21 protein-coding genes are annotated in these 20,628 nt (G+C 73.3%); 10 read left to right on the top strand and 11 right to left on the bottom strand.

Annotated features, from left to right (window positions below; translation table 11 throughout):
- Positions 1-76: 76 nt before the first annotated feature.
- Positions 77-1,654 (bottom strand): PucR family transcriptional regulator, encoded by a 1,578-nt coding sequence (locus HPC71_RS18205; protein ID WP_154615312.1) that lies wholly within the window; start codon positions 1,652-1,654, stop codon positions 77-79.
- Positions 1,655-1,816: 162 nt separating this feature from the next.
- Here HPC71_RS18205 and HPC71_RS18200 point away from each other — a divergent pair, with 162 nt between their 5' ends.
- The 5 genes from HPC71_RS18200 to HPC71_RS18180 are packed head-to-tail and all read left to right on the top strand — an operon-like array spanning position 1,817 to position 6,978.
- Positions 1,817-2,899, top strand: a complete 1,083-nt coding sequence (locus HPC71_RS18200) for a BMP family protein (protein WP_154615314.1) — start codon at positions 1,817-1,819, stop codon at positions 2,897-2,899.
- A gap of 20 nt (positions 2,900-2,919) precedes the next feature.
- Positions 2,920-4,497, top strand: a complete 1,578-nt coding sequence (locus HPC71_RS18195) for an ABC transporter ATP-binding protein (RefSeq protein WP_253943779.1) — start codon at positions 2,920-2,922, stop codon at positions 4,495-4,497.
- Positions 4,494-5,567, top strand: coding sequence for an ABC transporter permease (locus HPC71_RS18190; RefSeq protein WP_154615316.1), 1,074 nt, complete (start codon positions 4,494-4,496; stop codon positions 5,565-5,567). The genes HPC71_RS18195 and HPC71_RS18190 overlap by 4 nt, the downstream gene beginning before the upstream one ends.
- Positions 5,564-6,463 carry an ABC transporter permease gene (locus HPC71_RS18185; RefSeq protein WP_154615318.1) on the top strand — a complete coding sequence of 300 codons (900 nt, stop codon included), beginning with the start codon at positions 5,564-5,566 and terminating at the stop codon, positions 6,461-6,463. The genes HPC71_RS18190 and HPC71_RS18185 overlap by 4 nt, the downstream gene beginning before the upstream one ends.
- A 53-nt stretch (positions 6,464-6,516) precedes the next feature.
- A complete protein-coding gene (locus HPC71_RS18180) occupies positions 6,517-6,978 on the top strand; it encodes a nucleoside deaminase (protein ID WP_253943778.1) in 462 nt (153 codons plus the stop codon).
- A 102-nt stretch (positions 6,979-7,080) separates the two neighbouring features.
- Here HPC71_RS18180 and typA read toward each other — a convergent pair whose 3' ends face one another.
- Complete coding sequence (gene typA, locus HPC71_RS18175) at positions 7,081-8,973, bottom strand: translational GTPase TypA (protein ID WP_154615320.1); 1,893 nt, start codon at positions 8,971-8,973, stop codon at positions 7,081-7,083.
- 129 nt (positions 8,974-9,102) lie between these two features.
- Here typA and HPC71_RS18170 point away from each other — a divergent pair, with 129 nt between their 5' ends.
- Positions 9,103-9,573, top strand: coding sequence for a PPOX class F420-dependent oxidoreductase (locus tag HPC71_RS18170; RefSeq protein ID WP_154615322.1), 471 nt, complete (start codon positions 9,103-9,105; stop codon positions 9,571-9,573).
- 143 nt (positions 9,574-9,716) lie between these two features.
- Here the strand turns inward: HPC71_RS18170 and HPC71_RS18165 are convergent, their stop codons facing one another.
- From HPC71_RS18165 to HPC71_RS18155, 3 genes are all read right to left on the bottom strand, one after another.
- Positions 9,717-10,406: an aspartate/glutamate racemase family protein gene (locus tag HPC71_RS18165; protein ID WP_154615674.1), complete on the bottom strand. Its 690-nt coding sequence runs from the start codon at positions 10,404-10,406 to the stop codon at positions 9,717-9,719.
- A gap of 109 nt (positions 10,407-10,515) precedes the next feature.
- On the bottom strand, positions 10,516-11,298 hold the full coding sequence (locus HPC71_RS18160; protein ID WP_154615324.1) for an SDR family oxidoreductase: 783 nt from the start codon (positions 11,296-11,298) through the stop codon (positions 10,516-10,518).
- Between the two features lie 162 nt (positions 11,299-11,460).
- The gene (locus HPC71_RS18155; protein WP_154615326.1) at positions 11,461-11,841 is read right to left on the bottom strand and encodes a hypothetical protein; all 381 of its coding nucleotides are present in this window, start codon (positions 11,839-11,841) and stop codon (positions 11,461-11,463) included.
- A 98-nt stretch (positions 11,842-11,939) separates the two neighbouring features.
- On the opposite strand from HPC71_RS18155, the gene mshA reads away from it, so the two are divergent.
- Together mshA and HPC71_RS18145 are read left to right on the top strand one after the other, a co-directional pair.
- Positions 11,940-13,175 (top strand): D-inositol-3-phosphate glycosyltransferase, encoded by a 1,236-nt coding sequence (mshA, locus tag HPC71_RS18150; protein ID WP_230084376.1) that lies wholly within the window; start codon positions 11,940-11,942, stop codon positions 13,173-13,175.
- The gene (locus HPC71_RS18145) at positions 13,172-13,693 is read left to right on the top strand and encodes a type III secretion system chaperone family protein (protein WP_171897018.1); all 522 of its coding nucleotides are present in this window, start codon (positions 13,172-13,174) and stop codon (positions 13,691-13,693) included. Before mshA ends, HPC71_RS18145 begins: the two co-directional genes overlap by 4 nt.
- A 16-nt stretch (positions 13,694-13,709) precedes the next feature.
- Here HPC71_RS18145 and HPC71_RS18140 read toward each other — a convergent pair whose 3' ends face one another.
- The 3 genes from HPC71_RS18140 to HPC71_RS18130 all read right to left on the bottom strand — a co-directional run bounded on the left by HPC71_RS18140 (position 13,710) and on the right by HPC71_RS18130 (position 16,580).
- Entirely contained in the window at positions 13,710-14,654 is a 945-nt protein-coding gene (locus tag HPC71_RS18140) for a DMT family transporter (RefSeq protein WP_253943777.1), read from the bottom strand.
- An 82-nt stretch (positions 14,655-14,736) separates the two neighbouring features.
- Positions 14,737-15,417, bottom strand: a complete 681-nt coding sequence (locus HPC71_RS18135; RefSeq protein WP_171897017.1) for a response regulator transcription factor — start codon at positions 15,415-15,417, stop codon at positions 14,737-14,739.
- On the bottom strand, positions 15,414-16,580 hold the full coding sequence (locus HPC71_RS18130) for a sensor histidine kinase (RefSeq protein WP_171897016.1): 1,167 nt from the start codon (positions 16,578-16,580) through the stop codon (positions 15,414-15,416). Before HPC71_RS18130 ends, HPC71_RS18135 begins: the two co-directional genes overlap by 4 nt.
- A 121-nt stretch (positions 16,581-16,701) precedes the next feature.
- Here HPC71_RS18130 and phoU point away from each other — a divergent pair, with 121 nt between their 5' ends.
- Positions 16,702-17,358, top strand: a complete 657-nt coding sequence (gene phoU, locus HPC71_RS18125; RefSeq protein ID WP_154615334.1) for a phosphate signaling complex protein PhoU — start codon at positions 16,702-16,704, stop codon at positions 17,356-17,358.
- Positions 17,359-17,573: 215 nt separating this feature from the next.
- Here the strand turns inward: phoU and HPC71_RS18120 are convergent, their stop codons facing one another.
- From HPC71_RS18120 to HPC71_RS18110, 3 genes are read right to left on the bottom strand one after another with little or no spacing between them, the layout of a single operon-like run.
- Positions 17,574-18,314 carry a phosphoglyceromutase gene (locus tag HPC71_RS18120; RefSeq protein ID WP_171897015.1) on the bottom strand — a complete coding sequence of 247 codons (741 nt, stop codon included), beginning with the start codon at positions 18,312-18,314 and terminating at the stop codon, positions 17,574-17,576.
- Positions 18,311-18,895: a hypothetical protein gene (locus HPC71_RS18115; RefSeq protein ID WP_154615338.1), complete on the bottom strand. Its 585-nt coding sequence runs from the start codon at positions 18,893-18,895 to the stop codon at positions 18,311-18,313. Before HPC71_RS18115 ends, HPC71_RS18120 begins: the two co-directional genes overlap by 4 nt.
- Positions 18,896-18,949: 54 nt before the next feature.
- Positions 18,950-19,819: a UbiA family prenyltransferase gene (locus HPC71_RS18110; RefSeq protein ID WP_154615340.1), complete on the bottom strand. Its 870-nt coding sequence runs from the start codon at positions 19,817-19,819 to the stop codon at positions 18,950-18,952.
- 217 nt (positions 19,820-20,036) lie between these two features.
- On the opposite strand from HPC71_RS18110, the gene HPC71_RS18105 reads away from it, so the two are divergent.
- Positions 20,037-20,522, top strand: a complete 486-nt coding sequence (locus HPC71_RS18105) for a CarD family transcriptional regulator (RefSeq protein WP_154615342.1) — start codon at positions 20,037-20,039, stop codon at positions 20,520-20,522.
- Positions 20,523-20,628 lie beyond the last annotated feature (106 nt).

Here is a 20,628-nt window from a genome sequence, read left to right as displayed (position 1 = left end):
TCGTGATGCCCCGCGAGCGCCTGGGCGCACGCTCAGCATCACGAGGCGCGCTCCGCGGGCTCGAGAGCAGGGCCGCTCAGCCCCGGCCGCGGCGGGTGACCGCGGAGGACCGCATCCGCCAGCCGACGAGCGCGAGGTCGAGGGCGGTGCGCACGTGGCGGTTCTCCAGGTCCAGGCCGCCGAGCAGCCGGGCGATCCGCTCCAGCCGCGCATACAGCGTCTGGCGGCGCACGCCGAGCGCCTGGGCGGCGACCGTCTTCGACAGCCCGGCCTCCAGGTAGGCGTCCAGCGTCGGCACCAGGTCCGCGCCGTGCCGCGCGTCGTGGTCGAGCAGCGCGCCGAGCTGGTCCTCCACGAACCGCTCCAGCTCGGCGTCGTCCACGATGCCCGCGAGCAGGCGGTAGACGCCGACGTCGCTGGCCAGCACCGTGCGCGAGGCCGGGGTCAGCCGCGCGGCCAGGTGCAGCGCGTCGCGGGCGGCGGGCAGCGAGCGGGCCAGGCCGGCGGGGTCCTCGACGAGCGGCCCGGCCGCGACGCGTACGACGCCGCCCCCGACGGTCGCGTCGAGCTCGGCGTCCAGGGTCTCGGCGAAGTCGGCGAGCCGGCCCCGCAGCGCGAGCGGCCGCACGGTGGTCGCCACGAGCAGCTCGCCGTCGACCTCGGCGACCAGCGCGGCACCGAACACCGCCTGCGCGGCCTCGGCCGTCGCGGCCAGCCCCGGCCGGGTCGCCCCGGGCAGCCGCAGCGCGACGGCCAGGCCGACCACGAGGCAGCCCGGCGCCGGCGCCAGCCCGGCCGCCCGGGCGCGCACCAGCACGTCGGCGCGGGGGAGGTGCTGGCCGGCCGCCAGCGCGAGCACCAGGTCGGCCCCGGCGCCGGCGCGCCGCCCGGCCCCGCTGGTGGGGCCCAGGCGCAGGTCGACCACGCCCGCGCACAGCGTCGCCAGCCGAGGCAGCGCCGGCTCGCGGGTGTCGGCGAGCGCCAGCACCGCCCACGGGTGGCGGCCGACCGCGGCCTCCACAGGCGGGCCGCCGGCCACCCCCGGCGGGCCTCCGGGCGGGCCCATCGGGCTGCCCAGCGGCCCGCCCGCGCGGACGTCCTCCCCGAGCAGCAGTGTGCCGTCGGGGGAGTAGACCCCGGCCGCGGTGGCGCAGCACTCCGCGACCAGGGCGACCAGCTCGGGGCCGCTGGTGCCGCCGGCGAGCGCCTCGTGGAGCCGGGCGGTGACCTCGTCGACCCGGCGCAGCACGTCGAGCTCGCCGGTGATCAGCAGCGGGTGGACCGCCTCGGTCACCTCGATGAACGGCACCACCCCGTGCAGCACGACCAGCGGCAGCCCGTGCGCGCGCGCCGCGGCCACCAGCCCCTCGGGCGGGGTGGTGAAGGTGCGCCCGAGCTCCAGCAGCAGGGCCGCGACGCCCTGGCCGGCCAGCGAGGCGACGTACGACTCGATCGCGGGGGCGCTCGCGCCGACCAGGCCGAGCCCGGTCGTCAGCAGGACCTCGCCGCCCTTGAGCAGCGGGGAGATCCCGTAGATCTCCGAGGTGTGCACCCAGCGGACCTCGCGGGCGCCCAGGTCGCCGCCGACCAGCACCTCGGGCCGCGCCCGCCGCAGGAGCGGCATTTCGAGCAGGTGCTGCACCGTGAACGCCATGTTTCCGATCCTGGCGGAAACCGGCGTCACGCGACAGGTTGTCAGGTAAAACCCTAGGAAACGCGACGTCGTGTCCCTTGCCGTCCCCCTCGCCGGACCGCTTGACTGGCGACGTCGGCCCCGCCGAGCAGTCCCCGTCCGAGGTCATCCGAGGTGGTCCCCATGAACGTCACTCCCGCATCCCGACCCCGTCGGTCCCCGCTGCGCCGCACCTGGGCCGCCGTCGCGATCGTCGGCGCGCTCGCCCTCTCCGCCTGCGGCGGCGCCACCGGCGAGGAGTCCGACGGCGGCTCCGGGGGCTCCGGCTCCGAGGACCTGCCGCTGATCTACGGCGTGTACGCCACCCCGCTCGAGGAGCCCTGGGACGGCGCGATCCACGCCGCGCTGCAGGAGGCGGCCGACGACGGCGAGATCCGCTACAAGCACGTCGACGACCTCAGCACCTCCGACGCGATGGAGCGCGGCCTGCGCGACATCGCCGCCAACGAGGAGCCCGACGCGATCATCGGCGACGCGTTCGCCGCCGAGGAGGCGGTCCGCAAGGTCGCCGCGGAGTTCCCCGACATCCCCTTCGCCTTCGGCTCCGGCGAGAAGCCGGTCGAGCCCAACATGAGCGTCTTCGACAACTGGCTCCAGGACCCGGCGTACCTCTCGGGCATGCTCGCCGGCGGGATGACCAAGAGCGACACCATCGGCATCGTCGGCGCCATGCCGATCCCCGAGGTCAACCGCATCGTCAACGCCTTCGTGCTCGGCGTGAAGGAGACGAGCCCGAAGGCGACGGTGAAGGTCTCCTTCATCAACAGCTTCTTCGACCCCGCCGCGGCCAAGCAGGCCGCCCAGGCCCACATCTCGGCCGGTGCCGACGTCCTCTTCGCCGAGCGCGACGGCGTCATCGCCGCCGCCGAGGAGGCCGACATCCCGGTGGTCGGCATGATGGTCGACCAGCACGACGAGGCGCCCGGGCACGTGATCACCTCCCTGATCTGGCACATGCGGCCCACCGTGGACGCGGTCATCGAGCAGGCCACCGGCGAGCCGCAGGCCGTCGACCTGGGCGAGTTCTCCTTCATGAAGGTCGGCGGCTCCGAGCTGGCCGAGATCAACACCGACGTGGTCGGCGGCGTGCCGGACGAGCTCGTCGCGAAGGTCGAGAAGGTCAAGGCCGCGATCATGGACGGCAGCTTCACCACCCCCGTGGACGAGGCCGCGCCCGCCAGCTCGATCGACGTGTCGAAGAAGTGACCGGCGGCGCCACGGACACCGTGGCCCGTCCGCTCCTCGAGCTCACCGGCATCACCAAGCGGTACGGCGACCTGCTCGCCAACGACGACGTCTCGCTGCGCGTCGCGCCCGGTGAGGTGGTCGCCATGCTCGGGGAGAACGGCGCCGGCAAGTCCACGCTGATGAAGGTCGTCTACGGCCTGGTCCGGCCCGACGCCGGCACGATCGCCGTCGACGGGACGCCGCTGGACATCGCCTCCCCCAAGGACGCGATGGCCGCCGGCATCGGCATGGTCACCCAGGAGTTCTCCCTCGTGGAGACCATGACCGTCACCGACAACATCGCCCTCTCCGGCGTCGGGCTCGGCCGGGTCGACCGCGCCGAGACCCGCCGCCGGGTGGTCGAGGCGATGGAGCGGGTCGGGGTCACCCTCGACCCCGACCGGCTCGTCGGCTCGCTCTCGATCGGCGAGCGGCAGCGGGTGGAGATCGTCAAGGCGCTCTTCCACGACTGCCGGGTGGTCATCCTCGACGAGCCGACCGCGGTGCTCACCCCGCAGGACGTGCGCGCCCTCTTCGAGACCGTACGTCGCCTGCGGACCGCGGGCCTGGGCATCCTGCTCGTCTCCCACAAGCTGCGGGAGGTCGCTGAGATCTCCGACCGCGTCGTCGTCCTCCGCCGCGGGCGGCTGGTCGGGGAGCGGGCCACCGCGACCGTGCGCGACGAGGAGCTGGCCGCGCTGATGATGGGCGGCAGCACCGACGAGGTCGCGGCCACCACCGCGAGCGGCGACGGCGAGGCCACCGAGCTCGAGGCGGCTGTGGGCATGGCCGGAGGCCCGGCCCCGGCGACCCGCCGTCCCCACCCGGCCGCCGCTGCCGAGCCGGTGCTCCGGCTGAGCGGGCTGACCGTCAGCCGCGGTGGCCGCGACGTGCTCCGCGGCATCGACCTCACCGTCCGCGGCGGCGAGATCGTCGGCCTGGCCGGCGTCTCCGGCAACGGCCAGACCGAGCTGGTGGAGGTGCTCAGCGCCACCCTGCCGGTCACCTCCGGCACCCTCGAGGTCGCCGGGCAGGACGTCACCTCTGCCGGGGTCGGGGAGCGGCTGGCCGCCGGGCTCGGCCGGCTCACCGAGGACCGCCGCGGCAGCGTCGTGCCGCAGATGAGCGTGGAGTACAACCTGGTCCTCGAGGACCTCCCCGCCTACACCCGCCGCGGCCTGCTCGACCGCACGGCGGTCCGGGCCCACGCCGAGGCGATGATCGAGCGCTTCGACATCCGCGCCCGCCCGATCGACGCGGTCGCGACGCTCTCGGGCGGCAACATGCAGAAGGTCCTGCTGGCCCGCGCCCTCGCGCGCCGCCCGCGGGTGCTCGTCGTCGCCCAGCCCACCCGCGGCCTCGACATCGGCGCCTACCGCTACGTCCACCAGCAGCTCGACGAGCTGCGCTCGGAGGGCGCCGGCGTGCTGCTGGTCTCCGAGGACCTCGACGAGCTGCGCGCGCTCAGCGACCGCGTCGTCGTGCTGTTCGGTGGCGAGGTGGTCGGCGAGCTGCCGGTCGCCGAGGCCTCCCCGGACCGGCTCGGCGTCCTGATGGCCGGAGGAGGATCGGCATGAAGTTCGTGCTGCGCGGCCACGAGCCGCGCTGGCTGGCCCCGGTGGCGGTGCTCGTCGCCGTCCTGGTCACCCTCGCGCTGACCGCGGTGCCGATCCGGCTCGCGGGGGCGGCGCCGCTGGCGGCGTACGAGCGGTATCTGGTTACCCCGCTCACCTCGACCAACGGCCTCTACGAGGTGCTGCTGACCGCGACCCCGCTGCTGTTCACCGGCATCGCGGTGGCGGTCGCGTTCCGCGCCGGCTACTGGAACATCGGCGCGGAGGGGCAGTTCCTCCTCGGCGCGATCGGCACCACCTGGGTCGGCACCACCTTCACCGACCTGCCCCCGGCCGTCGCGCTGCCGCTCGGCTTCCTCGCCGGCATGGCCGGCGGGGTGCTGTGGGCGGTCGTCCCGGCCTGGCTCAAGCGCCACGCCGGCATCGACGAGGTCGTCACCACGCTGCTGCTCAACCCGGTCGCGCTGCTGGTGGTCCAGGGCCTGCTCAACGGCCCCTGGCGCAACTCCAGCAGCGGGTTCACCGACTCCGACCGGCTCGGGTCGGGCTTCGACCTGCCCGCGCTCGTCCCGGGCAGCCGGGTGCACTGGGGCTTCGCGGTCGCGATCCTCGTCATCGTGGTCGCCGGCGTCGTGCTGGCCCGCACCGCGGTCGGCGTACGGATCAAGGCCGCCGGGCAGTCCCCCCGCGCCGCGGAGTTCAGCGGCGTGGACGTCGGCCGGCTCCAGTGGCGCTGCGCGCTGGTCTCCGGCGGCATCGCCGGGCTCGGCGGCGCCTCGCAGGTGATGGGCGTGCAGCACCAGCTCACCGCCGGCATCAGCGACGGCTACGGCTACACCGGCGTCATCGTCGCCACCCTCGGCGGCCTCGCCGCGATCGGCGTCGTGCTGGTCGCGCTGCTGCTCGGCGACATCTCGGTCGGCGCGCAGAACGTCTCGCTGGTCCTGCAGGTCCCCGCGCAGCTCGGCGCGATGTTCAGCGCCCTGCTGCTCCTGGCGGTGCTCTCGGCGATGAGCTGGCGCCGCTACCGGCTCCAGTGGCGGTCCCGATCGCGATCAGGAGGCTCCCGATGAGCATCAACCTGCTGGCGCTCATCGGCGCCATGCTCACCATCGCCACGCCCCTCGTGTGGGCGGGCATCGGCGAGCTGATCACCGAGCGCAGCGGCGTGCTCAACCTGAGCATCGAGGGCACGATGTACCTCGGCGCGTTCATCGGGTTCCTCGCCGCCGCCCGCAGCGGCTCGCCGTGGATCGGCCTGCTCGCAGCGGTCGTCGGGGGCGTCCTCGCCGGGGCCCTGATGGGCTTCTTCGTGGTCACCCTCGGGCTCAACCAGCACGTCTCCGGCCTCGGCCTGACGCTGCTGCTCATCGCGATCTGCGAGTTCACCTTCCGGCTGCTCTACGCCGGCGACCGGCCGACCCTGGACGACAAGTTCCGCGTCCTCTTCCGCGGCAACGAGGTGCTCGGCCAGCACTGGCTGACCTACGTCGGCTTCCTCGTGCTCGCGCCGGCCGCCTGGTGGGTGCTGCGCTCGACCGGGCTCGGCATGCGCCTGCACGCGGTGGGGGAGAGCTTCGAGGCCGCCGACGTCGCCGGCATCTCGGTGACCGCCACGCGGTACGTCGCCCTCATGGTCGGCAGCGCGCTGATGGCCATCGGCGGGGCGTTCCTCACCCTCGCGGTGCTGGGCAGCTTCACCCTCGACATCGTCAGCGGACGCGGCTGGGTGTGCATCGCGCTGGTCATCTTCGCCCGCTGGCGGGTCTGGCCGGCCGTCCTCGGCGCGCTGATCTTCGCCGGGACCGACGCCCTGCAGCTGCAGCTGGCGATCACCTCGGCCTTCGACGGGGTCCCCGGCGAGCTGATGCTCGCGCTGCCGTACCTCGCCGTCATCGCCGCCCTCGCCATCGGCGGGCGCACCGTGCGCTACCCCGGCTCCTACCTCAAGGCCTACCGCCGCGCCTGAGGCCGTCCCGGCCCACCCATCCCCCTCGCACCCCCCTCGAACGGAGACCCACCGTGCCCGACTCCGACCTGCTCGCCTCCGCCCTCGCCCGCGCCGTCGCCGAGGCCCGCACCGGCCTCGCCGAGGGCGGCATCCCCATCGGCGCCGCCCTCGTCCACGACGGCCGGGTGCTCGGCACCGGCCGCAACCGCCGGGTGCAGCTGGGCAGCCCGACCCGCCACGGCGAGACCGACTGCCTGGAGAACATCGGCCGGCTCCCGGCCAGCGTGTACGCCGCCTCGACGATGGTCACCACGCTCTCGCCGTGCGACATGTGCACCGGCGCGATCCTGCTCTACGGCATCCCGCGCGTGGTGATCGGGGAGAACCGCAACTTCCTCGGCGGCGAGGACTACCTGCGTTCGCGGGGCGTCGAGGTCGTCGTGCTCGACGACGCCGAGTGCGTGGCGATGATGGGCGGTTTCATCCGCGACCAGCCGACCCTGTGGAACGAGGACATCGGCGTCGAGGCCTGACTCGGCGTACCTGAGCCGAAATGCCGACCGCCTCGTGATGCCGGGCGTGCGCCGGAGCGCACGCTGGGCATCACGAGGCGGCTGCGGGCCTCGAGCGGAGGGCTACTTCGACTTGCGCGCCCGGCTGGCGATCTTCGCGCGCTCGTTGGCGTCGAGGATGACCTTGCGGATGCGGACCATCTCCGGGGTGACCTCGACGCACTCGTCGTCGCGGCAGAACTCCAGGCACTGCTCCAGCGAGAGCTTCTTCGGCGGGATGAGCTTCTCGAAGTTGTCGGAGGTGGCGGACCGGATGTTGGTCTGCTGCTTCTCCTTGGTGATGTTGACGTCCATGTCGTCGGCGCGGGAGTTCTCGCCGACGATCATGCCCTCGTAGACCTCGGTGGTCGGCTCCACGAACATCACGCCGCGCTCCTGCAGCGAGGTCATGGCGTACGCCGTCGCGGCGCCCTTGCGGTCGGCCACCAGCGAGCCGTTGTTCCGCGAGCGGATCTCGCCGGCCCACGGCTCGTACTTCTCGAAGATGTGGTGGGCGATGCCGGTGCCGCGGGTGGTGGTGAGGAACTCGGTCCGGAAGCCGATGAGGCCGCGCGCCGGGACCAGGAACTCCATCCGCACCCAGCCGGTGCCGTGGTTGGTCATCTGCTCCATGCGGCCCTTGCGGGTGGCGAGCAGCTCGGTGATCGAGCCGAGGTGCTCCTCGGGGGCGTCGATGGTCAGGCGCTCGACCGGCTCGTGGACCTTGCCGTCGATCTCCCGGGTGACCACCTGCGGCTTGCCGACAGTCAGCTCGAAGCCCTCGCGGCGCATCTGCTCCACGAGGATCGCCAGCGCCAGCTCGCCGCGGCCCTGGACCTCCCAGGCGTCGGGGCGCTCGGTCGGCAGGATGCGCAGCGAGACGTTGCCGATCAGCTCGGAGTCGAGGCGGTCCTTGACCAGGCGCGCGGTGACCTTGGAGCCCTTGACCCGGCCCACCAGCGGGCTGGTGTTGGTGCCGATCGTCATCGAGATCGCCGGCTCGTCGACGTGGATGAGCGGCAGCGCGACCGGGTTCTCCGGGTCGGCCAGCGTCTCGCCGATGGTGATGTCGGGGATGCCCGCGATCGCGACGATGTCGCCGGGGCCGGCGGACTCGCCGGGCTTGCGCTCGAGGCCCTCGGTGACGAGGAGCTCGGTGATCTTGACCCGGTTGACCGAGCCGTCGCGCTTCATCCACGCGACCTGCTGGCCCTTCTTCAGCTCGCCCTGGTGCACGCGCACCAGCGCGAGGCGGCCGAGGAACGGCGAGGAGTCGAGGTTGGTGACGTGGGCCTGGAGCGGCGCGCCCTCGTCGTACGTCGGGGCCGGGATGGTCTCCAGGATGGTCTTGAACAGCGGCTCGAGGTCGGGGCTGTCCGGCAGCTCGCCGTTGGCCGGCTGCTCGAGGCCCGCGACGCCGGCGCGGCCCGAGGCGTAGACGACCGGGAAGTCGAGCGCCTCCTGGCTGTGGCTGTCGTCGAGCAGGTCCATGAACAGCTCGTAGGTCTCGTCGACGACCTCGGCGATCCGCGCGTCGCCGCGGTCGGTCTTGTTGACGACCAGGATCACCGGCATGTCGGCGTTGAGCGCCTTGCGCAGCACGAAGCGGGTCTGGGGGAGCGGGCCCTCGGAGGCGTCGACCAGCAGCACGATGCCGTCGACCATCGACAGGCCGCGCTCGACCTCGCCACCGAAGTCGGCGTGGCCGGGGGTGTCGATGATGTTGATCGTCATCGGCTGGCCGCCGGCGGCCGGGCCGGCGTAGTGGACCGCGGTGTTCTTCGCGAGGATGGTGATGCCCTTCTCGCGCTCGAGGTCACCGGAGTCCATGACGCGCTCGGCGACGCTCTCGGCCTGGTGCGCGGTGAAGGCGCCGGCCTGGCGGAGCATGGCGTCGACCAGGGTGGTCTTGCCGTGGTCGACGTGCGCGACGATCGCGACGTTGCGCAGGTCCGTGCGGGCGGTGGTTCCGGGCATGGGAGTGGTACGTCGCTTCCGTCGGGAGTCAAGTCGGTGGTGCAGGGCCGCAAGAGGGCCTCGCCGAGTCTAGAGGCGCGAGCGGCATCGGCCCGCATCGCGAGGAGTGGCCCCGGGCACCGTGTGGGCATGCCCACGATCGCCACGAACACCCGCGTCCAGCTGCCCGAGCTGCTCGACTTCGCCCGCACCCGGCACCACCTCGTGCTGGTCACCCACCGCGCCGACGGCCGCCCGCAGGTCTCCCCGGTCACCGGCGGCGTCTCGGCCGAGGGGCACATCGTCATCTCGACGTACCCCGACCGCGCCAAGGCGGTGAACCTCCGCCGCGACCCCCGCTGCTCGGTCCTCGTCCTCTCCGATGAGTGGAACGACGCCTGGGTGCAGGTCGACGGCACCTGCGAGGTGCTCGACATGCCCTCCGCCGAGGCCGAGGACGGGCTGGTGGAGTACTTCCGGTGCATCTCCGGCGAGCACCCCGACTGGGAGGAGTACCGCGCCGCCATGCGCACCCAGGGCAAGTCGCTGCTCCGGATCACCCCCACCTCGTGGGGCCCGGTCGCCACCGGCGGCTTCCCTCCCGACCGCGTGCCGGGATAGTCCGCCACGCCTGCGCCCTTGGCCGGACCGGAAAGGGCGCGCTGGTGTCGGACTATCCCGCCAAGGGCGCTCCTGTGCCGGACTACCCCGAGAATCAGCCCCGAAGATCAGCCCCGCGAACGAGCGCCGACCCGAGAGAAGGGTCAGGCGAGCGCGCGGTCGAGCGCGGCGGCGACGTGCAGGGTGGTGCAGGGGAAGACGGGGATGTCGGCGTCGGCCTGCTTGACGAGCAGCTCGAGCTCGGTGCAGCCGAGGACGACACCGGCGGCGCCGGCGTCCCACAGCTCGTCGATGATCGACACCACGCCGCGGCGCGAGGAGTCCAGGACGCGGCCGTGGACGAGCTCGCCGTACACGACGTCGTCGAGCTCCTGGTGGTGCTTCTCGTCCGGCAGGTGGACGGTGATGCCGTGGCCGGCGAGCCGGTCGGTGAAGAACGGCCGGGTCATCGAGAACTTCGTGCCGAGGAAGCCCACCGAGGAGACCCCGGCCTCCTTGCACGCCTCGGCGACGACGTCGGCGAGGTGGAGGACGGGGACGTCGACGGCGGCCTCGACCTGCTCGAAGACCTGGTGGTACGCCGTCGTGCACATGAGCAGGAAGTCCGCCCCGGCCCGCTCCACGCCCTGCGCGGCGGCCACCAGCACGGCGGCGACGTCGTCCCAGCGCTCGGCAGCGGCGAGCTCGGTCACCTCGGCGAACTCCACCGACGCGAGCACGGTCCGCGCGGAGTGGAGCCCGCCGAGCCGCTCCTCGACGCCGCGGTTGAGGGCCTCGTAGTAGACGGCGCTGCTCTTCCAGCCGAGCCCGCCGAGAAGTCCGATGGTCTGCATGGCGCTCACCTTTCCACGGTTCGCGCCGCTCGGGGACGTGCAACGGGCCACACCGCGGCACAGCGGCCGGAAAGCCGGCGCTGCCCGCGGAAGACCCCGCGAGAGGCGATCAGTCCAGGACGCGGTGCACCTTGTGCTGCGCGGCCTGCGCGCGGGGCCGGATGACCAGCTCGTCGATGTTGACGTGCGGGGGCCGGGTGACCATCCAGGTGATCGCGTCGGCGACGTCCTCGGCGGTCAGCGGCTCGGCGACGCCGGCGTACACCGCCTCCGCCTTCTCCCGGTCGCCGTCGAACCGCACGAGGGAGAACTCGTCGGTCTTGACCATCCCGGGCGCGATCTCGCAGACGCGGACCGGCTGGTCCCACAGCTCCAGGCGCAGGGTCTCGGTGACGACCTGGGTGCCGTGCTTGGCGGCGGCGTACCCGCCGCCGCCCTCGTAGGCGATCCGCCCGGCGGTCGAGCCGACGTTGAGGACCACCCCGGCGCCGCTGGCGACCAGCGCGGGCAGCAGCGCGCGGGTGACCTGCATCAGGCCGATGACGTTGACCTCGTACATCCGGCGCCACTCGTCGCTGTCGGCCTCCGCCACCGGCGCGGACCCGAAGGCCCCGCCCGCGTTGTTGACCAGTATGTCGAGCCGGTCGCCGACCAGCTCGGCCAGGGCCGCCACCGACTCCTCCGAGGTCACGTCGCAGACCACGGCGGTGCCGCCGATCTCCGCAGCGAGCGCCTCGACCCGGTCCGCGCGCCGCGCCGCGCAGACGACGTGGAAGCCCTCCGCGGCCAGGCTGCGGGCGGTCGCCGCCCCGATGCCGCTGCTGGCGCCGGTGACGACGGCGGTACGACGGGCGGGGGCAGCGGGGCTCTCGGGGCTGGTCGGCTCGCTCATGCGGACCATTGTGGTGAGTGTCGGTCGCCGCTGGCACACTGGCGTGCCGTGTCCCAGCACCGCCTCCTCGTGCTCGCCCGGGCCGCCGGACTGCTCGGCGGCCTCGCCTGGCTGGCGCGCTGGCCGCTCGGCAGCGGCGCCGCCGGCGACACGGCGTACTGGCTAGGTCTGCTCGCCCTGGCCGTCGCGCTCGCGGCGTACGGCGCGTCCCTGGTGAAGATCGGCTGGCTCCGGGTCGTCGTCGGTGCGGCGTTCCCGGTGCTGGTCGGGTCGGTGCTGGCGGTCCTGCGCGGTGGCGGCGACGGGCTCGCGCTCGGCGGCGTCGTCGGCCTCGTGGCGCTCCTGGTCGCGGGCGCCACCACGCTCCGCGCCCGCCGGCAGCAACGGCGGGAGCCGCAGCACGAGCCCCAGCGCCGGGCCCAGCGACCGAGTCATCGACCAGACCATCGACCGGACCATCGAGCCGACCATCGTCCAGACCATCGACCAGACCATCGAGCCGACCAGCGACCGGGCCAGCGGCGAACGGGCACCGGAAGCCACGCCCGATGACGGGAACAACCCGCGCCCTCCACGGGTTGACCACCGGAGGCACGGTGGACGGCGGAAGGACGAGCGTGGACCCGATCAGGCGGTTGGCGATGATCAGCCTGCACACCTCCCCGCTCGACCAGCCGGGCACTGGTGACGCCGGCGGCATGAACGTCTACGTCGTCGAGGTCGCCAAGCGGCTCGCCGGCCACGGGGTCGAGGTCGACATCTTCACCCGCGCGACCAGCTCGGCGCTGCCGCCGGTCGTCGAGGCGTACGACGGGGTCTCGGTGCGCAACGTGCACGCCGGCCCGTTCGAGGGGCTGACCAAGGCCGAGCTGCCCGGCCAGCTGTGCGTCTTCGCCCGCGAGGTGCTCCGCGCGGAGGCGGTCCAGCCGGTGGGCCACTACGACGTCGTGCACTCCCACTACTGGCTCTCCGGCCAGGTCGGCGCCCTCGCCCGCGACCGCTGGGGCGTGCCGCTGGTGCACTCGATGCACACGATGGCCAAGGTCAAGAACGCCGCGCTCGCCGCCGGCGACGCCCCGGAGCCCGCCGCCCGGATCATCGGCGAGGAGCAGGTCGTCGAGGCCGCCGACAGGCTCATCGCCAACACCGACCTCGAGGCCAAGCAGCTCATCGAGCTGTACGACGCCGACCCGGCCCGCGTGGACGTCGTCCACCCCGGCGTCGACCTGTCGGTCTTCTGCCCGGCCGACCAGGCCGCCGCCCGCGCCGCGCTCGACCTGCCGCGCGAGGCCGCCGTCCTGCTCTTCGCCGGCCGGATCCAGCCGCTCAAGGCCCCCGACGTGCTGCTGCGCGCCGTGGCCGAGCTGCTCCGCCGCTCCCCGCACCTGCGCTCGCGGCTCGTGGTCCCCGTCGTCGGCGGCCCCTCGGGCTCCGGCCTGGACCGCCCCGAGTCGCTCGCCGCGCTCGCCGCCGAGCTGGGGATCACCGACGTGGTGCGGTTCGTCCCGCCGGTCGACCAGGCCTCGCTGGCGCGCTGGTACGCCGCCGCCACGGCCGTCGCCGTGCCGTCGTACAACGAGTCCTTCGGGCTGGTCGCCGCTGAGGCCCAGGCCTGCGGCACCCCCGTGCTCGCCGCCGCCGTCGGCGGGCTGACCACCGTCGTCCGCGACGGCCGCAGCGGGATGCTCATCGAGGGCCACGACCCCCGCGACTGGGCCACCGCGCTCGAGCGGGTCGTCACCGACCCGGTCCTGCGCGACCGGCTGGCCGCCGGCGCGCTCGCCCAGGCCCGGGAGTTCTCCTGGGAGGCCACCGCGGCCGCGACCCTCGAGGTCTACCGCCAGGCCCGCTCCGGCATGCGCGTGGTCGCGGCGTGAACGCCGAGGCAGCCGAGACCGTCCGCGCCTACCTGGCCGAGAACGACATCGAGTTCGAGGAGACCCGCGAGGGGCTCATCTCCTTCACCCTCCCCGGCGAGAAGAAGCTGCAGACCGCCGTCCGCCTCGACGTCGGCGAGCACGCGCTGGGGGTGCACGCCTTCGTCTGCCGCAACCCCGACGAGAACCACGAGCGGGTCTACCGCTGGCTGCTCGAGCGCAACCTGCGGATGTACGCCGTCTCCTTCGCCGTCGACCGCACCGGCGACATCTACCTCGACGGCCGGCTGCCGCTCTCCTCGGTCGGTCCCGAGGAGCTCGACCGGCTGCTCGGCTCGGTGCTGACCTACGCCGACGAGTCGTTCAACGCGATCCTCGAGCTCGGCTTCGCCTCCTCCATCCGCAAGGAGTGGGAGTGGCGCAAGCTGCGCGGGGAGTCCACCCGCAACCTCGAGGCGTTCCGCGGCTGGCTGGAGTCGGGCGAGGAGCCCGACCCCGACCCCGACCGCCTCGGCTAGCGGCTCGACCAGCGCCTCAGGCAGCCGCCGCGGGCTCCTGCGCGACCGTCCGCGGCTTGCGCCGGGCGACGGCGACGCCGACGAGCGCGAGCACGCCGCCGACGTACGCCATGGCCGGCGGGGCCTCGGAGAGCAGCAGCACGCTGAGCACGATGGTGATCGGCGGGACCAGGTAGGTGGTGATGCCCAGGCTGGAGGCGGTCATGTGCTGGAGGGCGAAGGCGTACGTCGTGAACGCGATCGCCGTCGGGAAGACGCCGAGGTAGACCACCCACAGCACCGAGGTGGTCGGGGCGTCGCGCACGTCGCCGACCAGCTCGCCGAGCCACGGCAGGCAGGCGACCGCGCCGATCGTGCAGGCCAGCCAGGTGACGTGGAGCGCGGAGAGCCGGGCGACCAGCGGCTTCTGCAGCACCAGGCTGATCGAGTAGACGAGCGCCGCGACCAGGCACAGCACGACGCCGAGCGGGTCGCGGTCCTCGGCCTCGGAGGTGGAGAACGCGATGACGGCCACCCCGGCGAAGGCGAGCGCGAGGCCGAGCGCGAGGTAGGGCGTGAACCGCTCGGCGAGGAACACCGCCGCCAGCAGCGCGATGAGCACCGGCGAGACCTGGATGAGCATCACCGCCGTGCCGGCGTCGACGCGCTGCTCCCCGGCGTTGAGCGCGACGTTGTAGACGCCGTACCAGAGCACGCCGATGGTCACCAGCGAGACCCACTGCCGGCCGGTGGGCCGCGGGAGCCGCCGGCCCGCGACGAACGCGCCGAGGACGAGCGAGCCGACCAGGAGCCGCCCCAGCGACAGCGACCCGGGGCCGAAGTCGTCGGCGAGGTGGCGGATCGCGACGAACGCCGAGGCCCACAGCACGAGCGTCACCCCGACCGCGGCCACCGGCAGCCACGCCGGGCCGGGCGTGGCGGGAGCGGGGGCCGAGGAGGAGGTCGCCGTACCGGTCGTCACCGGGCAAGCCTAGGAGCGGGCGCCGACACCGGACACGCGGTTTCCGGACGTGGATGCGCGATCGGCTGCCAGGTTCGGCCGGCTACAGGTCGAGCTTGTAGCCCAGCCCGCGCACGGTGACGAGGTAGCGCGGCTCGCCGGGGTCGGGCTCGAGCTTGGCGCGCAGCCGCTTGACGTGGACGTCGAGGGTCTTGGTGTCCCCGACGTAGTCCGAGCCCCACACCCGGTCGATGAGCTGGCCGCGGGTGAGCACCCGGCCGGGGTTGCGCAGGAACAGCTCGAGCAGCTCGAACTCCTTCAGCGGCAGCCGCTGCTCCTGGCCGTCGACGGTCACGACGTGCCGCTCGACGTCCATCCGCACCGGGCCGGCCTCCAAGGTGGCGGGCGCGAGGTCGGCGGGCTCCTGCCCGCGGCGCAGCACCGCGCGGATCCGGGCGACCAGCTCGCGGGGGGAGTAGGGCTTGGTGACGTAGTCGTCGGCGCCGAGCTCGAGCCCGACGACCTTGTCGACCTCGTCGTCCTTGGCGCTGACCATGATCACCGGGACGTTCGAGGTCTGCCGGATGGTGCGGCAGACCTCGGTGCCGGGGATGCCGGGGAGCATCAGGTCGAGCAGCACGATGTCCGCGCCGTGGCGCTCGAACTCCGCGAGCGCGGCGTGGCCGTCGGCGGCGATCGCCACCTCGAAGCCCTCCTTGCGCAGCATGTACGAGAGAGCGTCGCTGTAGCTCTCCTCATCCTCGACGACGAGTACCCGGGTCACGGGCATTCCTCCTGGTTGACGGGGTCCGAGACGTGCGGTTCGGCGCGGTCGGCGGCCTGCGGCAGGGTCAGGGTGAACGTGGACCCCTGCCCCTCGACCGACCAGACGCGGACCTCGCCGCCGTGGGTGGCGGCGACGTGCTTGACGATGGACAGCCCGAGGCCGGTGCCGCCGGTCGAGCGGTGCCGGGCGGGGTCGACGCGGTAGAAGCGCTCGAAGATCCGCTCGATCTCCCGGCTGGGGATGCCGATGCCCTGGTCGACCACCGAGATCTCGACCATGCCGTCCTCGGCCTTGGTGGAGACCAGGACGGTGGAGTCGGGGTCGGAGTACGACACCGCGTTGGCGACCAGGTTGGAGACCGCCGCGGTGACCTGCTCGGCGTTGCCGAGGACGCGGAGCCCGGTCGTGCCGCCGGTGACGACGGTGATCTGCTTGGCGTCGGCGTCGATCGCGCTGGTGTCGACCGCGACCTCGATGACCTCGTCGACCGGCACCGGCTGCGGCGCTTCGAGCGGGTCGTCGCCCTGGAGCCGGGAGAGCTCGAGGATCTGCTGGACCAGCTGCCCGAGCCGCTCGCTCTCCACCAGCATCCGGGCGGAGAAGCGCTTGACCGCCTCGGGGTCCCCGGCGGCGTCGGCGACGGCCTCGGAGAGCAGCCGGATCGCGCCGACCGGCGTCTTGAGCTCGTGGCTGACGTTGGCGACGAAGTCGCGGCGCACCGCCTCCACCCGCCGCTCCCGGGTGCGGTCCTCGACCAGCACCAGCACCAGCCGCGAGCCCAGCGGCGCCACGCGGGCGGTCACGTTGCGCGAGGGGGCGCCGGTGCGGGCGATGATCAGCTCGGTCTCCCGGATCTGCCCGTCGCGGCGCACCTGGCGCACCAGGTCGGCCAGCTCCTCGGAGGTCAACGCGGTGCCGCGGACCAGGCCCATGGAGTACGCCGGCGCGCTGGCCTTGAGCACGGTGTCGGACTCGTCGACGACCACCGCGCTGCTGCGGAGCACCGACAGCACGGTCGCGACGCCCGGCGGGACGACCGGCTCCTCGGCCGGGGGGAGCCGGTGCTGCTGCCGCTCGCTGACCGCCCAGGCCAGCACGGCGGCGCTACCGACCAGCGCCCCGATGATCGCGGCGAGGAACGCCTGCATCGTCGGGTCCACGCTGCGATCGTACGGCGGCCAGGTCGGCCCACCCGCCGATCGGGGGCCCGGTCCACCAACGTTCACCCCGCGTTCACCCCGCGCCCGCCGCCCGTTGCTCACCGTGGCGGACCCTCGTCCCATGCGCGATGTCTTCCATGAGCAGCTCGAGTCCGTCTTCGTCGATCTCGCCGGCATCTGCGGCCGCGTCGAGCTGGCCGTCGGCGACGCCAGCCGCGCGCTGCTGACCGGCGACGCCGAGCTCGCCGAGCGGGTCATCAGCGGCGACGTCGAGATCGACCGGGCCCGCGAGGAGGTCGAGGAGTCGGCCTTCCAGCTGCTGTCCCTGCAGGCCCCGGTCGCCCGCGACCTGCGCACCGTCGTCGCGGCGCTGCGGATGGTCAGCGAGCTCGAGCGGATGGGCGACCTGTCGGTCCACGTCGCCAAGATCGCCCGCCTGCGCGTGCCCGGCATCGCGGTCCCCGAGGAGGTGCGGCCCACCATCGAGCAGATGGCGACCGTCGCCGAGGACATGGTCCGCCGGGTCGCGGAGATCATCATCCGCCGCGACGTCGCCGCCGCGATCGCGCTGGGCCGCGCCGATGAGGAGATGGACCAGCTGCGCCGCCGCAGCTTCACCGAGCTGCTCGCCGAGGACTGGGGCCACGGCGTGGAGGCGGCCGTCGACATCGCCCTGCTGGGGCGCTACTACGAGCGGATCGCCGACCACGCCGTCTCGGTCGCCAACCGGGTCGTCTTCGTGGTCACCGGAGACAACCCCACCTCGGTCACCGCCTGAGGTGGGCTGCCCCGCCGGTCGAGCAGGGAGACGCGCCGGCGCCGACCGTGTCGAGGCCCGGCGAGAGGCCCGGCGAGGGGCCCGGCGAGAGGCCCAGGGCCTCAGCCAGAGGTCACCGGATCTCGACCCGCCGGTCGCGACCTCGTTCCTCGGTCGCGCGGCTTGCTCGATCTCCCTGAGCCCACGGAGCGGGCTCGTTCCTCGCCCGCTCCTGCTCAGCGACCCTGGTTGGCGACGGCGGCGGCTGCCGCGGCGGCCGCCTCGGGGTCGAGGTAGCGACCGGGGGCGGTGGGCCGCATGTCCTCGTCGAGCTCGTAGACCATCGGCATGCCGGTAGGGATGTTCAGCCCGGCGATGTCCTCGTCGCTGATCTGGTCGAGGTGCTTGACGAGCGCACGCAGCGAGTTGCCGTGCGCGGCGACGAGCACGACGTTGCCGGCGCGGAGGTCGGGGACGATCGCGGACTCCCAGTAGGGGAGGAACCGGCCGATGACGTCCTTGAGACACTCGGTGCGGGGCATCTCCTCGCCGAGGTCGGCGTACTGCGGGAGCCCGACCTGGGAGTACTCGGCGTCGTCGTCGAGCGGCGGCGGGGGCACGTCGAAGGAGCGGCGCCAGAGCATGAACTGCTCCTCGCCGAACTCCGCGAGGGTCTGCTTCTTGTCCTTGCCCTGGAGGGCGCCGTAGTGGCGCTCGTTGAGCCGCCAGGACCGGCGCACCGGGATCCAGTGCCGGTCGGCGGCGTCGAGGGCGAGGCCGGCGGTGTTGATCGCCCGGCGCTGCAGGGAGGTGTGGACGACGTCGGGCAGGACGCCGGCCTCACGCATGAGCTCGCCGCCGCGGACGGCCTCGGCGCGGCCCTTCTCGGTCAGGTTGACGTCCACCCAACCGGTGAAGAGGTTCTTCGCGTTCCACTCGCTCTCGCCGTGGCGGAGCAGCACCAGGGTGGAGGTCACTCGGTCTCCGCCTCCGGCGCCTCGGAGCCCTCGGTGCCGTGCGGCTCGACCGAGACGGCGGCGCAGTCGTAGGGCTCGGCGTCCGACGGGGCGGTGCCCGCGGCCTGCGGGGCGTCGTCGAGGCCGTCGTACTCATCGCACGCGGGGACGACCGGGACGGTCACCGAGACCTGCTCGCCGGAGGAGAAGCCGATGGTCAGCGGCACGAAGTCGCCCGGGTCGAAGTCGCCGGTCAGGCGGACGCCGCCGTCCTGCAGCAGCGAGACCAGGCCGCCCTCGGCGAGCGCGTAGGGCTCGAACTCGGCGGCCTCGACGGCCGCGCCGGAGCCGGCGGAGATCGACTCGATCTCGGTGGCCTCGGCGCCGGGGTTGTTGGAGAACGTCGTGAGGAACGTCCCGGAGCCGGCGCGCTCGGACACGATCACCGCGCCGATGACGTCCACGGAGCCGGAGCGTTCGTTCCCGCTCATCGAGATCGTGTTGACCCGGTCCGTCGCGGGGTTGAACCCACAGGAGGACAGGACGGGGACGGTCAGCACGAGCGCGCCGAGGGCGAGCGTGGTGTTGCGTCGGAGCAGCATGTTCTGGAGCCTCGCAGGGTGAGCGGCCGAAGGTGGGCCTCAGCCTAGCGGTGGCTAGCGGGACAGCCCGACCGAGGTGCCGGCGAAGGCCAGCGCGAGCAGCACCACGCCGAGGTAGACCGAGGTGACGGTGAGCAGCCGCGCGGCGCCCAGGCGCAGGCCCAGGCGCAGCGGCAGGTAGGTCCAGCCGTCCTTGTTGTCCGGCACCAGCCCCCACAGCGCGCGCAGCACGTGGACGCCGACCCCGAGCAGCGCGAAGAGCACCACCACGGCGACCTCGGGCGGGTTGCCCTCGTGCTGGCCGCCCCAGCCGCCGTAGGAGAGGTAGGCCGGGTAGAGCGCGAACGACGCCGCCCAGGGCAGCCAGGAGAGCAGGCCGCGGCGGAGCGCGACATTGGCGAGCAGGCCGATCGCGACAGCGAGGAGGTAGCAGCTGCCGGCCGTGATCCCGGTCGAGACGGCCAGCGGGACCAGCAGCAGCGCGGCGCAGGCGATCGCGAACCACACCGAGCCCGGGTCGAGCCGGCCCTGCGCGACGGGCTTGCCCGGCAGGTCGTGCCGGGCGTCGCGGCCCCGGTCGACGAGGTCGTTGTGCCAGCCCAGGATCGTCTGGCCGACCAGCACGGTCAGCAGCACGACGCCGACCTCGCGCAGCTCCCGGCCCGCGAGCGCTGCGCACGCGGCGATGCCGAGCGCCGTGACGGCCGCCTGCTTGGGGTGGGCGGCCCGGAGCAGCAGCACGGGCTCGAGGTCGCCGACCCCGCGCCGGCGCCGTACGACGGGTGCGGGCCGCGCCGCGGCCACCGGCTCGGGCTCCCTCGTCCGCTCCTCGACGGCCACCGCGGTCGCGCCGCCCTCGGGCGTCGCGATCTCCGTCCCATCCGCCCCGGACGTACCACTTCGGCGCCGGAGGCGCTCCCTCATCGCCATGTCCGCAGTATCGCCTCCGTCACGTCCGGGAACGGGCGAAACCACGCGGTTCACCTGCGGTTTCGTGTTTTCGGGGCCACCCCGTGGGGCCCTCTCCTGCACACCGAATCCGGTCTGTCAAGACCGCATTGTGGCTCTGACCTGCGAGAACGCAAGGGGAGGTGGTCCAGACGCGTGTTAGGATGGCCCTCTAGGAAGGGGTACCTGACATATGACTTTCACCGTCGGCGAAACGGTTGTTTATCCGAACCACGGGGCCGCTGTCATCGAGGACATCGAGATGCGGACCATCAAGGGAGAGGACCGGCAGTACCTCGTCCTGCGGATCGTCGCCCAGCAGGACCTGGTCGTGCGCGTCCCCGCGTGCAACCTCGACCTCGTCGGAGTGCGCGACGTCGTGGACAAGGCCGGCCTCGACCGCGTGTTCGACGTCCTGCGTGCCGCGCACGTCGAGGAGCCGACCAACTGGTCGCGTCGCTACAAGGCCAACCTGGAGAAGCTGCACAGCGGTGACGTCATGAAGGTCGCCGAGGTCGTGCGCGACCTGTGGCGCCGCGAGCGTGACCGCGGTCTGTCCGCGGGCGAGAAGCGGATGCTGGCCAAGGCCCGGCAGATCCTGGTCTCCGAGCTCGCGCTCGCCGAGAAGACCAACGAGGACAAGGCGGAGGCCCTCCTCGACGAGGTGCTCGCTTCCTGACGCACCTCACCACCGCGTGACACGAGGCCCCCGGGTGAATCACCCGGGGGCCTCGTCGCGTCCCGGCCCGGTGCCGGCTGCGGGTGCTGGCCCGGTGCCGGTTGAG

It is taken from the genome of Nocardioides marmotae, assembly GCF_013177455.1.
In the GTDB taxonomy this organism is placed as follows: Bacteria; Actinomycetota; Actinomycetes; order Propionibacteriales; family Nocardioidaceae; genus Nocardioides; species Nocardioides marmotae.
This window is presented reverse-complemented; position numbering and strand designations above follow the sequence as displayed.

Excerpts from the sequence above, each read along its gene's own strand:
- HPC71_RS18205 (WP_154615312.1), bottom strand. The coding sequence starts at position 1,654 with ATGGCGTTCACGGTGCAGCACCTGCTCGAAATGCCGCTCCTGCGGCGG.
- HPC71_RS18200 (WP_154615314.1), top strand. The coding sequence starts at position 1,817 with ATGAACGTCACTCCCGCATCCCGACCCCGTCGGTCCCCGCTGCGCCGC.
- HPC71_RS18190 (WP_154615316.1), top strand. The coding sequence starts at position 4,494 with ATGAAGTTCGTGCTGCGCGGCCACGAGCCGCGCTGGCTGGCCCCGGTG.
- HPC71_RS18185 (WP_154615318.1), top strand. The coding sequence starts at position 5,564 with ATGAGCATCAACCTGCTGGCGCTCATCGGCGCCATGCTCACCATCGCC.
- typA (WP_154615320.1), bottom strand. The coding sequence starts at position 8,973 with ATGCCCGGAACCACCGCCCGCACGGACCTGCGCAACGTCGCGATCGTC.
- HPC71_RS18170 (WP_154615322.1), top strand. The coding sequence starts at position 9,103 with ATGCCCACGATCGCCACGAACACCCGCGTCCAGCTGCCCGAGCTGCTC.
- HPC71_RS18165 (WP_154615674.1), bottom strand. The coding sequence starts at position 10,406 with ATGCAGACCATCGGACTTCTCGGCGGGCTCGGCTGGAAGAGCAGCGCC.
- HPC71_RS18160 (WP_154615324.1), bottom strand. The coding sequence starts at position 11,298 with ATGAGCGAGCCGACCAGCCCCGAGAGCCCCGCTGCCCCCGCCCGTCGT.
- mshA (WP_230084376.1), top strand. The coding sequence starts at position 11,940 with ATGATCAGCCTGCACACCTCCCCGCTCGACCAGCCGGGCACTGGTGAC.
- phoU (WP_154615334.1), top strand. The coding sequence starts at position 16,702 with ATGCGCGATGTCTTCCATGAGCAGCTCGAGTCCGTCTTCGTCGATCTC.
- HPC71_RS18115 (WP_154615338.1), bottom strand. The coding sequence starts at position 18,895 with ATGCTGCTCCGACGCAACACCACGCTCGCCCTCGGCGCGCTCGTGCTG.
- HPC71_RS18110 (WP_154615340.1), bottom strand. The coding sequence starts at position 19,819 with ATGAGGGAGCGCCTCCGGCGCCGAAGTGGTACGTCCGGGGCGGATGGG.
- HPC71_RS18105 (WP_154615342.1), top strand. The coding sequence starts at position 20,037 with ATGACTTTCACCGTCGGCGAAACGGTTGTTTATCCGAACCACGGGGCC.